We start from the raw sequence: 16,002 nt of genomic DNA, 5'->3' as shown, positions 1-16,002 counted from the left end.
ATTTTATGCGATGGGATTCCGATTTGATTTTTGAAAAACTGGGACACTCTAAGCCTTACGTTACAAAGGTTAGAGCTTCAGTATACCTGGTAAAATTCAAGCCGGATTTCTATAAGGAGTGTAATTTAGTATCACTCCCCCAATGGGGGATTTTTTAGGGCAGTGAGCGAAGACTACGACTATGACCACGCCCAACTACAATGCCCTGCTACAAAGCTTTTGGACACCACCTCGTACACCCATTACAGAAAATTCCAACTCAAATAACCATCCTACTGAACCAACAGATATTGCTGAATTTCTAGGTGAAGATTTACTCTGGCAACAGACTATCCCTGCCAAAGAACCTAATCTGAAAAATATCCCTAATGACCTACCAAATAAATTAATTAAAGCACTTCAATCATTAGGAATCACCCAACTTTACTCTCATCAACTTCAAGCCTTACAAGCAATTAGACAAGGTAAAAGTTTAATCCTCACCTCTCCCACAGCCAGTGGCAAAACCCTCAGCACATACCCCGCAATTCTGGAAGGTTGTATAAATCAAGAACATCGAGCATTAGCATTTTATGGACTACGAGCATTAGCATTAGACCAGTTCCACAAAATCTCTGAACTACTCTCTACCATACCAACACAATCCAGACCTATACTGGCAATGATCACTGGAGATGTCAAATCAGAAAAACGAGAACAAATCCTCAAGAGTGAACCGCATATTTTAGGTGTCACACCAGAATTAATCCACTTTCAACTCAAGCAAGCCTGGAAATCCGCGCATTGGGCAAACTTTTATCAGCGATTACGCTACATACTGATTGACGAAGCTCACACCTTCTCAGGTAGCTATGGCGCAAATATGTCCTGGCTGATTCGTCGTATTAAACTAGCAGTAGATCATTACGGTGGCGACTCCAAGAAACTGCAATTTATCTTCCTGAGTGCCACTTGTGGTAATCCTAAACAACTGGCTCTGAAAATCTCCGGCTTAAAACCAACTAAACTCAACCCCAAACCCCTGATTTGGATTCGCAAAAGTGGAGCAGCTTCACCATCCAGACAAATAATTGTCACTCAGCCGAGTTACAATCTGACTGGTGATACCGCTCGGATAATTCAATTTTTACTCAATCAAGGTAAATCAGGTATCGCCTTTTGTAACTCCCGTCGCAGCGTGCGGGAACTAACAGAATTACTCAAATCAAACCAAGTAGCCGCATTCTACAGTGGCATAACTTCTGAGCGTCGGGTAGAAGTAGTTGACCAACTCCAGTCTGGCACGATCAAGTGGATTATTGCCACAGAAGCATTAGAAGCTGGAATTGACCTACCAGAATTAGAATGTTGCATTTTGCGTGGCTGGCCACGTTCCAAAATGGCATACCAGCAACGCAGTGGCCGCGCCGGACGTTCTCAGTCTGGACTGACAGTGCTGCTTCCTAATGCTTTCAATCCCATTGACTGCTATGTAGCAGAACATCCAGAAATGCTGGTATCGCCAGAAGCTGAGGAAGTATTCTTTAATGATGAATATCCCATCTTTGCTGCTAAACATTTGATGTGTGCAGCCGCAGAAACTGGTATTTTACAACTTCACTCAACTTCTAGTCAAATATGGTCAAGAATAGTCACTTATTCATTATTGAAGAAAAGTGGTAAGATTTAGCAATTGAGGCAGCAATTTATTATGCGACAAGTTGAGAAGCATGTTATTAAAAGAGGTGATGCTTGGTTTGATTATTGCTTTCTTATAACTACAATTTCCCGCCAGCTTTACAACACGGCTCAATTCACTCAACGCCAAGGATTCTTCTTTGGTTGGAGTACACAATCTCAAGCCAAACTAGACTTACTATTTAAACAAGACGAAAATTACAAAGCACTTCCCGCTAAAGTTGCACAACTTGTATTAAAACAAAATGCTGATGCTTGGTTTGCTTACTACAAAGCATTAAAAGAATACAAGTTAGAGCCAAATAAATTCACGGGTCAACCAAAACCGCCAGGATATGTTGACGAGAAAAATCTAGTCAAGTTTAACAATCAAGCTATTGCTAAAAGAGAATTTAACAACGGGTGGGTTGTACCTTCAAAGTCGCCAATCAGGATTCCAGTAAAACCAGGACTCAGGTTTGATGATTTGTGCGAAGTTCGCATTATCCCAAAAACCGGATGCTTTGTGATTGAGGTAGTTTACGAATTAGCAGAAAATAGCCACCTTTTCTGTAGCCTAAATCCGCAACTAGCAGCAGCAATTGATATCGGATTAGATAACCTAGCAACCATTGTATTTAATGACCCAACAATTCAGCCAATTGCCGTAAATGGTAAACCATTAAAATCAGTTAACCAATTCTACAACAAACAGATTGCCAAGTATAGAGGATTTATCAAAGTTGGGACTTCCCGTCGAATTGCAAACATAGTTCGCAATCGCCACAATTTTGTGGATTCGTATTTGCATCAATCTACAAAAATGATTGTGGATGAATTTCTGCGTCTAGGTGTAACTCACGTATCAATAGGTAAAAACGAGCAATGGAAAACACATCTTAATTTAGGTAAGCGAACCAACCAAAGTTTTACTCAAATACCCCATGCTAAATTTATCGAAATGCTGACTTATAAACTCCAACGAGTCGGCATTACCGTTGTGGTAAACGAAGAAAGCTATACTAGCCGCGCTTCGTTTATTGATTGGGACAATATCCCAACTTTCGACCCCAGCACCAAGATAAATCACACCTTTTCAGGAAGGCGCGTCAAAAGAGCCTGGTACGTCAGTAAGGATGGTTTGAAGATTCATGCCGATGTCAATGGTGCATTTAACATCGGCAGAAAAAGTAATCCCAAAGGGTTCGATTGTCTCAATTCGCATCTTCGGGATAGGGGATGTTTGGTAGTACATCCAAGGCGTATAACTCCATTGTTCCGGCGCGAACGTGCTAAAAATGGAGTTGCTTAAACCTAAGTTGCAAGTGTCTGACTATATTTGACTATGTGATTTAGAACTATTCCTACTAATAAAATCAAGCACTACTTTGGCACAGCAGCTTATGAGGTAGCAAAACTCCTGTTAGCCCAAGGGCATTTAAATAAAGGTCGTAATGGACTGTGGGCAAAGGGTTATCCCCATAAAGATGTTAACTTTCGGGGTGGCTTATCCCAAACTACCATCAAGCTAGTAGATGCAGAATCTGGAGAAGAACTAGAGGAAATCTCAGAAGATATTGCTCACCGGGAAGTCCATCCCCAAGCCATCTACAAACGACAAGATGCCAATGGACGAATGCTGACTTATCAGTGCATCTCCCTTGACTTGAACAGCAAGCAAGCCATATTAAAACAGACAGCAGATAGCTCACTGTTTACAGTTGCAGTTACAGAGTCAGAAACCAGCAGCCTAACAGTGCTGACTGATCCGGTGAAGTTACCATTGCTGTTTTCTCAAGTCAGTGAAGTTGATGACTGTCAGGAATACTTAACCTTGGAACTTAGTTTTGGTGAAGTTAAACACATTACCAGTGGTTACAGTTTAATGACCCAAATCTATGAGCAGACTTGTTTGAACAAGCGGTGTCTTAACTACAAAGAGCCGCTACCTAAAGAACGTCGTTGTCGGCTTTGTAGCAAACTCACACGTAAGGCTGTAATTGTGAAAACCCTGTCAGAAGAAAAGTTTGAGCAGCCTTTCCGTACTCAATTTTCCGCACCAATGGTCAAAGTAGCCATAAACTCAAGTGCGCGGGAATACCTCCAGCACAATGCCTTGGAAACTAGAACCAATTTAACCCGCAGTGGCGAACCGATTCCCCCTGGTTATCAACAGTTGTGGGAATATTCCAGTCCCTTGATTGCTATCCACAGCTTTGGGCATCAAATTATGAGAGCGTTACAGCTGGTGGCTAGAGTTGATCTAAAACAGGTGAATTTTACAGTAGTGAAGGAGTTAGGGGAAAATAACAATTACACAGGCTATTTCTATGATACCAGTGATGGTGGTAATGGTGCGGCTGAAGCTGTGTTTAAACATCTGCCAAAACTTGCTGGTGCTGCGAGAGCGATGCCTGCGGCGGGCTACGCCTACGCACGAGATTGCAACTGCGATACTGGCTGTGCCAAGTGTATAATTCAACATGGTTGCCCTGATGGTAACACTGCTTTATTGAAGCAAATGGGATTACTGTTGTTAGATGCGATCGCCTCCTCCAAGGCGTAGCCCTACACTTGATGTTTGACACGAGAATCGTCGTAGACATCGTTCAAATTCCAGATTTTATTGTCCCAGATACTCAATCACTGCCTCCAAGTCTGCGATCGCTCGATTAAATCGATTGAGCATTGCTTCTGCTACTTCTGGTTGGGCGTTGACAGTCGGTAGTTTTTCTCTTACCACACCTTTGAGTGCTTCTAGCCACAACGACAAATTTGTATGTCGAGCTGCTGTCAACAATCCCATGTTGGTGAGAACAGACAAGTGAAACCCAAGTTGGTCTTGTCCACCATAACCCAAATATCCGTTGCTCAGTTCTAGTTTTTCTGGAGTAAATTCAAAATACTGGTCAGAGGTAATACCAGCAGATTCTAATTTGGGTTGTGGTAATGGAGGTTGGGATTGAGTCATTATCACTTAGGATTGTTGTACAGCAGGTAATTTTGACATTTGCAAAACACTGTCTGACCAAGTATCAAGTTCTTGAATAATCTGGTTTTTAGCTTCTGTGTCATTCCAGGCTTGTTCCAATATATCGGAACTGCTCGAAGAGCTGGCGCGTCTCGAAGCGCGCGAGAGGGAACTGCGCGCGATCGAGGAGCGTTTCGTTCTCACGCAGGATGCGAGTGTGCTTCAGGAATTCACCTCTTCGGAACCCATAAGAAAAGTGGAACTGGCGAATGACCACTTCGAGAGGCCGGTAGCTCTCTTGCCTGAGAGCAAAATCCCCCCGGAGGCAATGGCGGAGTGGGAACAGGTGCTTAAGCGGTTTTTGCCTGATGTAAAAACCGAACGCGTCTTTTCTATGGAAGGGGAGAGCTATCTCGCTTTTGTCGGGATCACCGGAGCGACTTTAAGCGTGATAACTTAATAACTTGCAGCGGCAGGAAACGGCATGACGCCGGAGAAGCTGAACGATCTGTTGCAGTCCTGACAGGAGTTTTGTTGCGTGTCATTTTCGATACCAACGTTCTGGAAGCAAAAAAGCGGGATAAGATGAAATCCCGTCTTAAACTGTTTTTTAGTGTGATCGCTTGATAAGGTTCGACCACCATTGCTTTATTATCTGCCGGAAACCAAGTTTTGGTTTCTGGTTCCGCTCCGTGGCAGGCATTTCAACTGTCGGTGGCTGGGCAGCATCATAGTAATGTTGTGTAGCAGCCTCTTCACGTTTTCTACCGGCGTCTACCTGCTTATCTGACCAATCTTCAGCCCACCGAATTTTATTACGCTTTACCCAGTAATGCGAGCGACACGGAAAGCTCCAATTGCCGATGGAGGGCGTAAGTGAGATTGTCTTGCCGTCAAAAATCAACTTCCAATCGGTCGGCGTTATTGGGGTAACGACTTTATTGCCGCATCCGCAACAGCACTTATGAACGGCAGTTGTGTAAGCTATTGACACGTAGATAATCCCCTCCTTAAGTTCGGAAGGGATAAATTCAACAAATTGATGCTCTATAGCATTGAGTCGGTTCATGCTTTATCTTCGCTCAATACTTTGTTGCTTCCGATCAGATAAGAACTGTGGTGTTCATGCTCGTGATCATGATAAAAACCACAAAGCTTTTTCCATTTGATGACCGCTAGCACGGCATTGAACGCATTGAGATCAGCAATCTGAATGTTGGTGTTGTACTCGCCTGGGGCGTCGCCGTCAGCAAAAGAAATGCGATTGTTTTCCCTCACATGCTCTCGCTGCTGAGGAGTGCTTAGAGTAACAGACAAGATGCCGCCTAAGCTCCCGGAGGTGAGAACAACCCCCATACCAACATCAATAAACGGGATGCCGAATTCTTCAAGCTTCTCTACAATAACCTGCTTTGGGCTGGCTTTGTCCATGCAAATGAATACCATTTGCATATCTCTTAGTTCGCTTACAGTGTCCCCGGTGATATGATACGGGTGAGCGATAACCCCTTTATGCATCTTAGAGTAAATGGACTTGTAATAGTCTACCTTATAGGGGTGCTGGTGCAATTCTTCGGCAGACGGTGCGCCCGGCGCTCGAAAGGCATTGTGCTGGAGGAGTAGGTCTTTATCGTATAGATGTATCTCGTTGACTGGGGTTTTGGCAACCATGTCCAGCACGTAAGAACCCGTTCCGCCGAGACCTATAATCGCGAGCTTTTGAATCTTAAGCTTGTTTGTAACATCCGTGATTTCCGCCCGTGTGGAGGACGTATCGTCGTACTGAAAGACGGAGCTTTCATCTTCAGGCTCGACTACGGCAAATGTCTTTGCCGTTACGCCTGGCTGAACAATGGCCGCCGGATCAGAAATCCGGTCAACGTAGGATGTTACTTTGGCGTAATAGTTTTCATAGTAGCCGGACATCGGCTTCGCAGAGAACTTATGGTCAGCATCTACCCCATCCCCTAAATGGAAAGATTGGGTGGAATTGGCAATGGCCTCTAGCTTATTGCCGTCGCTATCACAAGGATGCTCACCCTGGAAATAAATAGTGTGATCGGCTGGGCGTCCTACAGGGGCTATGGTTGATGTCAGTTTGGAGATAAGGATGCCCCGTTTCACCTCGCGGTTAGCGTTGACATACGGGACATCCTTCACCAACAGACAAGTCGATTTGACTTGAATATCAAAGCCCTCGTTCCTCAGCTTTTGAAGGTCGGGGCTATGACTGATTAGTGGCTGTGACATGGAACCTCATTCCGCTTTTGATCCGAACCTCGCCGCCAGGCTGCAACGAACCTTCGTGGTTGACGTGCGGCCCATGCTCGTACTTGACTTTGATAAGGATGTTTGCTCCCTGCGGCAGCGGATTGAAGGCAAGCGCTACCACTTCCTGAAAGGTGAGAACATCCTTATGCACAACCTTCTGCTCTCCGTTAACGATGATCTTGAATTCCGGGACGGCGCTGTAAAAATGCTCGTCTTCTCTGAGATGGATTTCATTTCCGTCATTCGGAATGGCTTTATCTTCCTGGTTGCCTTCCACCTCCCGAAACAGTTCAAATCCATGTGGAATGTCTCCAAGTCGATAAAGTGCTGAACCTGTTGTCGGGTTCGGCGACTCGTGCTGTCTACGATCAATGTGGACGCGGACTTTACCATGCTTTGCGTCATGCATGTGTTCTTTTTCACTCATAATCCATCTTACACCTAAAAATTAATCAGATATAAACCTCTAATGCGGATCGTGGTACAGTGAAGCTATTGCAGCACTGCAACAACGTTGCTTTAATGATTCAATTCTTTTATATCACATGTGCAACAATGTTGCAATAGTGAAACACACAGGAAAGGAACTTTTTTATGGCCCGGCTTACACTTGAGCAACTTGGCCCCCTTATAAAGAAACAAAGAGGCAGCAGAGGACTGAGACAAGTTGCAGCAGAAATGAATATCAGTGCGGCAACGCTATCACGGGTTGAAGCAGGAAAGCAGCCTGATCTTGAATCCTTTACAAAAATTTGTGCTTGGCTCGGGATCAATCCTGGTGAATTTCTTGGTTATACGGAGCATGAAGAAAAAGAAACTGCATCTAAGCCCAGCCAAAACCAGACGGTGATGCTCGCTCACTTTAAGGCAGGCAAGACAATGAGTCCAAAGACCGCACAACATTTAGGAGAATTGATTCTTGCTATTCATCAAGCTGCCATAGCAGAGGATGACGAATGATTGGCCCAATATCCAAAGGTGATGAAGCACTGTTCGTTCGAGGTTTTAAGACACGATGCGAAAACACCTCCATTCAGATCAGGTCACATCTGGGTTTGAAAGATATAGATCCACTGCCTGCACGTGAAGTAGCAAAATATTTAGACGTATTTATTTGGGATTTGGGTAATGTGCCAGGCTTGCCTGGTGAAACGCTTCATTATCTTCAATCATCGGAAGGTGATGAATGGTCTGCTGTTGCCGTCTGCTCAGGAACAAAGGATATTATTGTACTCAATCCGTCCCATTCGGTTGCTCGCCAAGCCAACGATTTGATGCACGAGCTGGCTCACATCATTCTTAACCATGAAGCATGTCAAATAATTGTATCTGACAATACTGGCATAGGTTTTCGTACATTTGATAAGCGCCAGGAGGCGGAAGCCGATTGGCTGGGTGCTTGTCTATTACTTCCTAGATCGGCCATCGCTGCCAGTCATCGCCAGAATATGGATATTGAAGCTGCTGCCGATTATTTTGGTGTCAGCAAGGATTTGTACAGGTATCGACTACGCATAACGGGTGTAGAGAAACAGCTATCTCGTCGAGCATAGCTATGGTTGACAGGCCAGTCCGGGGGAGCAATGCGGTTTTGTCAGATCCAGTAAAAAACAAGCGATCGCAAAAATAAAATCTAAGTAAGACGTGACTTTATTTACTAAATATGTGCTGGTAGCCACGAGAATTCATCTTGATGAGATATCTCAAAAAGATTAATAGCAAGCCATTTGACGATTGTTAACAAAAATATCTACAATTAGTCTTTTATACTTAGTGTTAATTCAACCAAATAATAATTTGAGAAGCTATAACAACTGGTTGAGTTAAAGCTCAGAACGCCACAGAGCAGGACGGAGAGAGTTCTTCGCAGAAAAACAACATTTGTAACAAATAAAGAAGTAATGAGAGCAATAAAAATAAAACGGAGCGATCGCATATTGAAGCTCTAATAGACTGAATAATATCCAAAGTGACAATACAATACTGCTTCAGATTTAGTGCAGTAATTTTACAGTTCTTATTAGATGTGCTTTATTTACCTGATATTAACCGTATCATCGCTGATTGCATCGCACTCAACCGCCGAACAATCTGATCGATCTCTAAATATAATATGCTGTAATCAATGACTGCCTGACGAATAGGTGTATGTCCTTGATTGACAGCTAATTCTTGTATCTTGGCTGTACGTATAATTAATTTGCAGCTTACCGCTGCATGGGAGAGATGTTATATTCTCTCCACCATGCCAGTAATTAATCTTGCCGATATTCAACAAATTACTAAAACACAGCAACAAGTCCTATTCCCCAGTCAAAAATATCATCCAAATAGCTCTGCCTTTGACTCTATAGTTGCAGATAACTTCTCTTTGGTGATGAGACAACTATTTTTAGGACTGACTGTAGAACCTTTATTAAATGCCTATCCTCAAATTGCTCAGTGGGTTTATCAAATACAGGAACTTGCACCAGAAATATTTCAATCTCGCAAGAAGTTATTAGTCGATAATCCAGTTATTGCACCTCTTGCAATTAATGATGATAAGCACTTTATTCAAGTATTAACAAATATAGCATTTAAGCAAGGTATTCCAAGGCTTTATGAATGGGCTGTACGCCATCCATATTTAAGCTGGCAAGACCGGGTGAAGCTGTGGACTACGGCTAGACAATACTCAGTTACTCCTAACCAAATACAACTCGTAGTTTTAGCATTACATCCTGTGAAACCAGCCCAAAGATTAAATGTACGCTGGAATAAAAAGGATCAGATGCAGACTGAAAAATGGTTAATTAAACTACTGACTCAATCTCCAGATAACAAATCACAATCAAACATAGTCATTCCTGAGTTATCGTCAATGGTCAATTTAGAAGCTATTCCAGAAGTCAAGATTTAAGAGGCTAATGCCTCTGCCATTGGCAAATGCTTGTTACAGATAATCCCAATGGTACTAAAATCAACTGTTGAACATGGATGGCTATTATCAAAACTACTGAAATTAGATGATGAATATCAAGGTAGGTGGGAGCAATGGCGATGGACAATGGAAACTGGAGAACTACCTAAAGAAATACCACAAACTGAGTTTTTAGACTTAGGACATCCTCAAGTTTTACAGATGCTCTCAAGCTGTCTGCAATCTATTCCTAAAGGTGGATGTGACAGTCCTTCCAGATTTATTCCCTATTTCACTGACTGGTTACTTTATGCTCTAGGGCATCCCAGCATTGCTAAATTGCCTTATGAGCCAGAGGAATATAACGGTGCGAGTAATCGTCTTATTCAAGAACTGGAACTGAAGCTTTTGATTTCTTGTCCCTTCGATTACTTCGGTCATTTGTTAGCTGCTAATCGTTACGGACAATCGAGAGCTAAATTCTATCCTACTCCTACTTGGACAGCCAGGACAATGGCTATTGCAGCAGTTGACAGTTCTGCTGCAATAGCACCATTTCATATATATGAACCAGCACTTGGTACAGGAAGATTAGCATTGGAAATGTCCAATTATGCCATCAGTTTGACAGGCTGGGAGTGGGATTCGCTACTAATAAAAATAGCAAGTTTAAACTTCATGCTTTACGCTCCCTACTTGGCATTGCCTATTCCTAGTTTGGGTGGAGATTTAGTCATCGGAGACACCCTGACTGGCAAGGGTATTTCTTTTATTCGACCAAATTTAAAATATGAAACTCCTGCATCAACACCTAAACCGAAGCTAAATAATAGTTTGCTGATTAATGGTATCAAATACGAAAATACTAAAGCACAAAATATGTTGCAAGGAAGTTTATTTTGATGGAAATTCAAATTACTGAGTGGCAACAACTATTTCAAAATTGTGTCAGTAATCCTCCTCTGCCAATTTCCTTGCCTACTATAGCACTTGCCAATCCTCCCTATTGCAAAATTAATCTCACTTCCGATTCAGAACTAGCTAGATTTGAGATGGCTTATAAATGGATAAAACACGGAGATGGAAGCTACGTTATTACATCCAAGTTGAAAACCCAAGCAGAACAAGAGTGCTTATTTGTAGAAGAGTGTTTAAATCAATTACAACCTGGTGAAATAGTCTGTATCTTGGTATCTAATGGAATTCTGTCTTCATCTAACCAAGCACACTTTCGCCAATGGCTATTAAAAGACATGGCTTTGCTAATTGCTTCCATTCAGTTACCTACAGAAAACTTTCAGGTAGAATGTGGATTGGGAATTATCACCAGCTTTTTAATTCTTCAGCGCAAAGGTGGAGATTTACCAATACCAGAAGATTACTCAATCTTTATGGCAGTTGCGGATAAAATTGGTTTTGATAGTCGAGGTCGTCGTCTGTTTCGTCCAATTACAAATGGGCAACAAACCCAAGAAATTGATAGTGATTTACCTCTGATTCTAGAAGAGTTCAAAAAGTTTATCAAAGAGGTATGGCAAAATAATGTTGAGAAATAGCACTTGCTTTAACCACTTCAACCAAGCGCAGATTATCCTCAAATTACTAGCAACAGGAAAACATACACCCCCTGAACATTCTACGCTGTGAGCAACAATATATCCAACAATATTTCGCTTCTTAAAAGCTACCAGTCTCTTATCCTTGCAATCCGGGTGTTTGATAAACTCGTGCTGGGAAATTTTCTAAAACATCAGTTTCACTGCTATTAGACTCATGTGCAGGTGCTACATCTTCTTCTGGTAATGGCAACATCCGCGCTGCTGACTCAATCCGTTCATGTAATGCTTGTGTTAGCGTTTTAATATCTGGAATTGTCACCTGACTTTCTAAAGCAGGTTTAACTTGTGTGTCCCAAAGAGTCTCACTATCATGCGCCCGTTTTTCATCGGCTTTGGACACCGGAATAATTAAAGGATAAGGAATAGAAGCTTGTCCCTCGGAACTATAACCAGGACTGGTAATTACGCACTTGCCTTGAGGAAATTTCAAAATTTCGTCAGCACTGATTACAGGCATTTTTTGTAAATTCTCACTCCAGCTAATTGAACGGCTCATTTGTCCGCCAAGCGATCGCCCAGTGGTACGATTTTTAATTAGCACTTCCTTCTCACCGTAGCGTTTGGAGTAATCCTCAGCCGTTTTGTAGTTACCAGGATTAAACAAAACATGGGTACTACAAGCTGATGCGATCGCACTCCCCATTTTATCTCCATAAATATCGTAAAGTTGCTCTAAACTTTGGATACCCAGAATAAAGCAGGCACCATTGGAACGATATTCATTAATCCACTGCGGTAAGCGGTCTAGTTTTATAGATGGCAATTCATCCAAAGAAATAATCAACGGATCTTTGCGCGGACGGCTTAAATTACCGACAATCATCAAGTGCATTGCAGCTGCCAGCAGAGGCCCAACCACACTGCGGCGTTCATCATCTAGCTTGAACACCACCATCTCTCTACCTTCAAGCTTAGTGGGAATATCCGATTTCCCTATAAATGCCCTCAGCAAATCAGCTTGGATGAAAGATGAGAAAGTACCTGCTGCTGTGGTCAAAATCCCCGAAATAGTCTTCTCTGCATCCTTAGCACTCAAAAATTGAATAAATGAAGTCGCCACCCATTCATCCAACCTTTTGGACTGTACCGCATGGTCAAGACGTTGCACCAGTTTTGGCAACCGCAGCACAGCATAAAGCATCGCCATATCTGGGTAAGGTGAACCCTTGACTAACTGCAATAGTGCTTTAGCTAACAAGTCACCGGCTTTAGCAAAGAACTCATCACTTTTACCACCACTGGAAGCATTGCGGTTAATCACTTGTCCAATTTCCCCCGCCATTACCCCATCGCGTGCATCACGCATATAATCCAAAGGATTGATCACACCGCTAAAGGGTTCACCGGGGGCAAATACTCGTACTTTATAGCCATAACGGGCTGCTAAGGGTGCATGGAGTCGTAGTTGGTCGCCCTTCTTGTCGTAGAGTAAAATCGGAAAACCTTGCTGCATCGCACTTTCTAACATCCGGTCTATGGTTGAGTAGGTTTTACCAGACCCAGGCGCACCTATTACCAGTGTTCCCCTTTCGGCATTGGGAAACCAAACTGTAGGAGATGCACCTAACATTGTTTGCAGATTAGTAATTAGCGTTCGCCATTTACCTTTTACCCAATAGCGAGGAGTTCCAGACCACAGGGTAACTTTATTGTGTTTGCACTCCTTGATTTGCTTGAGTGCTAGGTTAGTTGCTGCTAGTTTCTCGCTAATACCGGAGACTTTACCAGTGGTAATTTTTCCCTTACCACTACCACTGATTTGCAACAACAGTATAACGAACAGTATTCCACCTACCATCATCCAACCTTGGGGATTGTTATACTGCTGAAATAATTTGCCAAAGTCAATGCTAGCCAGAGGTGCTTGGAAGGATGACACTTCAATTAATGTCGAGTTAGCAGTGATCTGGTTGTGTGGTAGATTTTTCTGGGAAATGTTCATAGCAGTGAAGTATGCATTTAGCAGAAATTTTAGCTACCAAGTGAAAGCTAGGGTATTGACCTTTTGGACATTTTTTTAGAGGTGTTAGAAACTCTATTTCTAGAGGAGTTTCAGATACAGGACATCTTTATGAATGATTGCTGCTAAACTTCGCCAATCAATCCTCACGTGAGAGATTCGATAACTGCAACAGTAAAGAAGCATACTCTTGTGAAGGTAACTCTAGAATAGGCTGAATAATTGTGGCTAATTGTTCATATAGCGTACCAAATCGAACTGTTAGTAAATTTTCTACAACCATACGTTGCCCTTGCTTTTGAGCCTCTTGCTCCCACTGTATATATAGTGGTGATAATTTCATGATTAACCTCCTTTCATCCTCATATATATTTTCGCTAGTTTGTAAATTAGCATTCAAGATACTTTATTTGATGGCGTAATTTAAATCTGTGGTGGAGAGTAATTGCCTCATAAACAACGATTGGTAAATAAGTTTTGAGGCTAACGCCTCATGCGTTGGACAATCATATTTATGTACTCCAATGGTTAAATCTAGGGTTTCAAACAACTCTAATCGCTCCAATCAATCTACTGCCAAAACTGCTGCTTCTAATACCAAAACTCAAGCAGCCAATAAGAAAGCTTCTAACACTCAATTGTCAGACCTTGATATTGACGATATTGATCCAGAACTTCTCAGCGACAGTTATAACCAAGTTAGACGACCGTTACTGCCTTACGGCATTGTCGTTAATGACAAACCCGCCGGACTTCTAATTCCAGAAGACCAGCTAGAAAAGGCTGGCTGGCTTGATATGCCACAGGAGAACGACCTAACTATTGTCACCCTAACTGAAGATGTTACTGGACTTTTAATTACTCAAGCACGGTTACTAGTTTTAGCTTTTGTGCCAGAGTATATCCGTTATAAATCAGATGTTGAAGACTTAGGTGGTTCTTTTGTTGGGCTTTATGATGAATACAAACATAACCTTGACAAGAAAACAATGGATGTGTGTTCAGAACATGCACTGGTGTTTCTGGATGAGGATAATCAACCCCTGCATACTACTCCTGTCGTTGTCCGCTTTAAGAATGTAGCTCTCTGGAGTTTTAAGTCAGTGCGTGAGGAGTTTTACCGTTCTTTGGAGAAAACCTTTGCTGACTATTTCCAAGTGCCATTTAGTGGCAAAAACGATAGGTGGCGTAGCTTAGGTGTGCTGTCAGTCGAGTTCAAAGCTGTCAAAGAGGGCGAAGGTAAGAATAAACACGACTGTTGTAAGACTGTAGATTATACTAAACCCACCGTTGAAAATCTGTCTCAATTTTATTTGGGTCAGCCCACAGCTAAAGCCTTAATTTGGCAACAACATGATGCGATCGCTGGTTTTAATGAACCTCAATCCCTACCTGCTTTGCCAGGAGAATCGGTATCTGTAGACGTGGAAGTATTGCCACCAAATAAAAATAGGAACAAAACTCAAAGCGTTCGTAAATCCAAACCAGCGACCAAGCCACCTCGCAAAATTCAACTTATTGACGATGACGACTTCCTCGATGAAACCGACGATTTGGAAGCTGAGTTAGACGATGATGATTTTGAGGAGGAAGACGATGAACTAGATGATGAGGAATAGTCCAATGCAACTATAGCGTCTGTGCTGGTAAACTACCTACTACTCAGTGCTGAGTCATGAGTTCTGAGTAGATTAAAAGTCACTCAGTACTTATGTACTTGGTATATGCCCCGCACGGCATCCACTTGTGGGCGGCCTTTTAACTCAGCACTCAGCACTCTTCATCCACAATTGACCTAGATACCGATTTAATGGGAATTTCCTAGAGGTTTTAGAAGAAAACTCTGCCGTAGCTAAGATGACTATGGCAGAGTTTTCTTCTAGATTTCGAGTTATCAACTTTGGGAATTTTTACCAGTAGTGAAAAGCTGACTATCAGCAAGTTGATAGCCAGTGCCATTGAAACAAAAATTCAATTGGCGTAGCTGCTCTTGCTCGGTTTGCAGTACTTTAATGCACGGTAATGCCTGACCTCGGTTCTCTCCCACTGACAACAAATGCTTATCTGGTGGCAGATTGGAATTCAAGTAACTCAAGAATACCTGAGTAATTGGTTTGTCCTTTCTGAGCCAGTAACCAGTATGCAGACATCCCAAAGCACCACAGACATCAGGCGTATTCAAGTTGAAAACTGCGAACCTGCCGTCTTTTCCTTCCACACTCCAAGCCAGTATATTTTTAGCAGATACTTTGGAATTTAACTCTGTATTTTCTACAATCACCTGTTCAACGACTGTAGCAGGCACAACATTAGCAGCTTTGTTCCAAGTAACGGTTGCCGCATTTAAGCTACAGCCCCCTAAGCTCATGAGAATCGACAGCAACAAAAAGATGCCCAAACCAATGCGAAACCAATGAACCCAGTAGCGTACCCTCATAGTCGGTGCTGGTAATTGATATGCAGTTGTCTTCAGTGGTTGAGACTGACTAGGGGAGGCGGAGTCAGAATAAACTCCCTTTCCTTCCCCTGTTTGCCCAAGGTCTATTTTTGAATGCAACTCAGGATCAAATATTTCTTTTATCTCATGGGGTGAAGTAATAAAAGTTTTAGATAAATCTGCCAT

At 42.5% G+C, this 16,002-nt stretch carries 17 protein-coding genes; 10 read left to right on the top strand and 7 right to left on the bottom strand.

The features are described from left to right. Nucleotides 1–181 precede the first annotated feature (181 nt). From GTQ43_RS35315 to GTQ43_RS35305, 3 genes are all read left to right on the top strand, one after another. Nucleotides 182–1,669, top strand: coding sequence for a DEAD/DEAH box helicase (locus GTQ43_RS35315; protein ID WP_265277369.1), 1,488 nt, complete (start codon nt 182–184; stop codon nt 1,667–1,669). A 21-nt stretch (nt 1,670–1,690) separates the two neighbouring features. Then, nucleotides 1,691–2,968, top strand: coding sequence for an RNA-guided endonuclease InsQ/TnpB family protein (locus tag GTQ43_RS35310; RefSeq protein WP_265277368.1), 1,278 nt, complete (start codon nt 1,691–1,693; stop codon nt 2,966–2,968). Nucleotides 2,969–3,292: 324 nt separating this feature from the next. Continuing rightward, nucleotides 3,293–4,222, top strand: a complete 930-nt coding sequence (locus GTQ43_RS35305) for a DUF1998 domain-containing protein (protein WP_265277367.1) — start codon at nt 3,293–3,295, stop codon at nt 4,220–4,222. 57 nt (nt 4,223–4,279) lie between these two features. Here the strand turns inward: GTQ43_RS35305 and GTQ43_RS35300 are convergent, their stop codons facing one another. Then, nucleotides 4,280–4,627 carry a hypothetical protein gene (locus GTQ43_RS35300; RefSeq protein WP_265277366.1) on the bottom strand — a complete coding sequence of 116 codons (348 nt, stop codon included), beginning with the start codon at nt 4,625–4,627 and terminating at the stop codon, nt 4,280–4,282. 97 nt (nt 4,628–4,724) lie between these two features. Between GTQ43_RS35300 and GTQ43_RS35295 the strand changes: the two genes are divergently transcribed. Beyond that, nucleotides 4,725–5,087, top strand: coding sequence for a hypothetical protein (locus tag GTQ43_RS35295; RefSeq protein WP_265277365.1), 363 nt, complete (start codon nt 4,725–4,727; stop codon nt 5,085–5,087). A gap of 150 nt (nt 5,088–5,237) precedes the next feature. Here GTQ43_RS35295 and GTQ43_RS35290 read toward each other — a convergent pair whose 3' ends face one another. The 3 genes from GTQ43_RS35290 to GTQ43_RS35280 are packed head-to-tail and all read right to left on the bottom strand — an operon-like array spanning nt 5,238 to nt 7,325. Further along, nucleotides 5,238–5,696 (bottom strand): DUF6527 family protein, encoded by a 459-nt coding sequence (locus GTQ43_RS35290; RefSeq protein ID WP_265277364.1) that lies wholly within the window; start codon nt 5,694–5,696, stop codon nt 5,238–5,240. Beyond that, a complete protein-coding gene (locus GTQ43_RS35285) occupies nt 5,693–6,877 on the bottom strand; it encodes a ThiF family adenylyltransferase (protein WP_265277363.1) in 1,185 nt (394 codons plus the stop codon). Before GTQ43_RS35285 ends, GTQ43_RS35290 begins: the two co-directional genes overlap by 4 nt. After that, nucleotides 6,852–7,325, bottom strand: coding sequence for a multiubiquitin domain-containing protein (locus GTQ43_RS35280; RefSeq protein WP_265277362.1), 474 nt, complete (start codon nt 7,323–7,325; stop codon nt 6,852–6,854). Before GTQ43_RS35280 ends, GTQ43_RS35285 begins: the two co-directional genes overlap by 26 nt. A gap of 167 nt (nt 7,326–7,492) precedes the next feature. Between GTQ43_RS35280 and GTQ43_RS35275 the strand changes: the two genes are divergently transcribed. The 5 genes from GTQ43_RS35275 to GTQ43_RS35255 all read left to right on the top strand — a co-directional run bounded on the left by GTQ43_RS35275 (nt 7,493) and on the right by GTQ43_RS35255 (nt 11,356). Further along, nucleotides 7,493–7,858, top strand: coding sequence for a helix-turn-helix domain-containing protein (locus GTQ43_RS35275; RefSeq protein WP_265277361.1), 366 nt, complete (start codon nt 7,493–7,495; stop codon nt 7,856–7,858). After that, nucleotides 7,855–8,451 carry an ImmA/IrrE family metallo-endopeptidase gene (locus GTQ43_RS35270; protein ID WP_265277360.1) on the top strand — a complete coding sequence of 199 codons (597 nt, stop codon included), beginning with the start codon at nt 7,855–7,857 and terminating at the stop codon, nt 8,449–8,451. Before GTQ43_RS35275 ends, GTQ43_RS35270 begins: the two co-directional genes overlap by 4 nt. 692 nt (nt 8,452–9,143) lie before the next feature. Beyond that, complete coding sequence (locus GTQ43_RS35265; protein ID WP_265277359.1) at nt 9,144–9,800, top strand: hypothetical protein; 657 nt, start codon at nt 9,144–9,146, stop codon at nt 9,798–9,800. A 48-nt stretch (nt 9,801–9,848) separates the two neighbouring features. After that, complete coding sequence (locus GTQ43_RS35260; RefSeq protein ID WP_265277358.1) at nt 9,849–10,703, top strand: hypothetical protein; 855 nt, start codon at nt 9,849–9,851, stop codon at nt 10,701–10,703. Beyond that, nucleotides 10,703–11,356: an N-6 DNA methylase gene (locus GTQ43_RS35255; RefSeq protein WP_265277357.1), complete on the top strand. Its 654-nt coding sequence runs from the start codon at nt 10,703–10,705 to the stop codon at nt 11,354–11,356. The genes GTQ43_RS35260 and GTQ43_RS35255 overlap by 1 nt, the downstream gene beginning before the upstream one ends. A gap of 139 nt (nt 11,357–11,495) precedes the next feature. Here the strand turns inward: GTQ43_RS35255 and GTQ43_RS35250 are convergent, their stop codons facing one another. Both GTQ43_RS35250 and GTQ43_RS35245 read right to left on the bottom strand, forming a co-directional pair. Further along, complete coding sequence (locus GTQ43_RS35250) at nt 11,496–13,361, bottom strand: type IV secretory system conjugative DNA transfer family protein (protein ID WP_265277356.1); 1,866 nt, start codon at nt 13,359–13,361, stop codon at nt 11,496–11,498. A gap of 157 nt (nt 13,362–13,518) precedes the next feature. Then, nucleotides 13,519–13,722, bottom strand: a complete 204-nt coding sequence (locus GTQ43_RS35245) for a hypothetical protein (protein WP_265277355.1) — start codon at nt 13,720–13,722, stop codon at nt 13,519–13,521. 181 nt (nt 13,723–13,903) lie between these two features. On the opposite strand from GTQ43_RS35245, the gene GTQ43_RS35240 reads away from it, so the two are divergent. After that, a complete protein-coding gene (locus GTQ43_RS35240) occupies nt 13,904–14,998 on the top strand; it encodes a DUF5895 domain-containing protein (protein ID WP_265277354.1) in 1,095 nt (364 codons plus the stop codon). Between the two features lie 275 nt (nt 14,999–15,273). Here GTQ43_RS35240 and GTQ43_RS35235 read toward each other — a convergent pair whose 3' ends face one another. After that, entirely contained in the window at nt 15,274–16,002 is a 729-nt protein-coding gene (locus GTQ43_RS35235) for a hypothetical protein (protein ID WP_265277353.1), read from the bottom strand.

It is taken from the genome of Nostoc sp. KVJ3 (genome assembly GCF_026127265.1).
Taxonomy (GTDB): Bacteria; Cyanobacteriota; Cyanobacteriia; order Cyanobacteriales; family Nostocaceae; genus Nostoc.
Note: the sequence above shows the minus strand (reverse complement) of the source record. Positions and strands in the feature narration are given on the sequence as shown.

Bases quoted from the DNA above. Each gene is read 5' to 3' on its own strand.
- GTQ43_RS35260 (WP_265277358.1), top strand. From the start codon at position 9,849: ATGGTACTAAAATCAACTGTTGAACATGGATGGCTATTATCAAAACTA.
- GTQ43_RS35275 (WP_265277361.1), top strand. From the start codon at position 7,493: ATGGCCCGGCTTACACTTGAGCAACTTGGCCCCCTTATAAAGAAACAA.
- GTQ43_RS35240 (WP_265277354.1), top strand. From the start codon at position 13,904: ATGGTTAAATCTAGGGTTTCAAACAACTCTAATCGCTCCAATCAATCT.
- GTQ43_RS35280 (WP_265277362.1), bottom strand. From the start codon at position 7,325: ATGAGTGAAAAAGAACACATGCATGACGCAAAGCATGGTAAAGTCCGC.
- GTQ43_RS35315 (WP_265277369.1), top strand. From the start codon at position 182: ATGACCACGCCCAACTACAATGCCCTGCTACAAAGCTTTTGGACACCA.
- GTQ43_RS35255 (WP_265277357.1), top strand. From the start codon at position 10,703: ATGGAAATTCAAATTACTGAGTGGCAACAACTATTTCAAAATTGTGTC.
- GTQ43_RS35305 (WP_265277367.1), top strand. From the start codon at position 3,293: ATGCTGACTTATCAGTGCATCTCCCTTGACTTGAACAGCAAGCAAGCC.
- GTQ43_RS35285 (WP_265277363.1), bottom strand. From the start codon at position 6,877: ATGTCACAGCCACTAATCAGTCATAGCCCCGACCTTCAAAAGCTGAGG.
- GTQ43_RS35250 (WP_265277356.1), bottom strand. From the start codon at position 13,361: ATGAACATTTCCCAGAAAAATCTACCACACAACCAGATCACTGCTAAC.
- GTQ43_RS35270 (WP_265277360.1), top strand. From the start codon at position 7,855: ATGATTGGCCCAATATCCAAAGGTGATGAAGCACTGTTCGTTCGAGGT.
- GTQ43_RS35300 (WP_265277366.1), bottom strand. From the start codon at position 4,627: ATGACTCAATCCCAACCTCCATTACCACAACCCAAATTAGAATCTGCT.
- GTQ43_RS35310 (WP_265277368.1), top strand. From the start codon at position 1,691: ATGCGACAAGTTGAGAAGCATGTTATTAAAAGAGGTGATGCTTGGTTT.
- GTQ43_RS35245 (WP_265277355.1), bottom strand. From the start codon at position 13,722: ATGAAATTATCACCACTATATATACAGTGGGAGCAAGAGGCTCAAAAG.
- GTQ43_RS35290 (WP_265277364.1), bottom strand. From the start codon at position 5,696: ATGAACCGACTCAATGCTATAGAGCATCAATTTGTTGAATTTATCCCT.
- GTQ43_RS35235 (WP_265277353.1), bottom strand. From the start codon at position 16,002: ATGGCAGATTTATCTAAAACTTTTATTACTTCACCCCATGAGATAAAA.
- GTQ43_RS35265 (WP_265277359.1), top strand. From the start codon at position 9,144: ATGCCAGTAATTAATCTTGCCGATATTCAACAAATTACTAAAACACAG.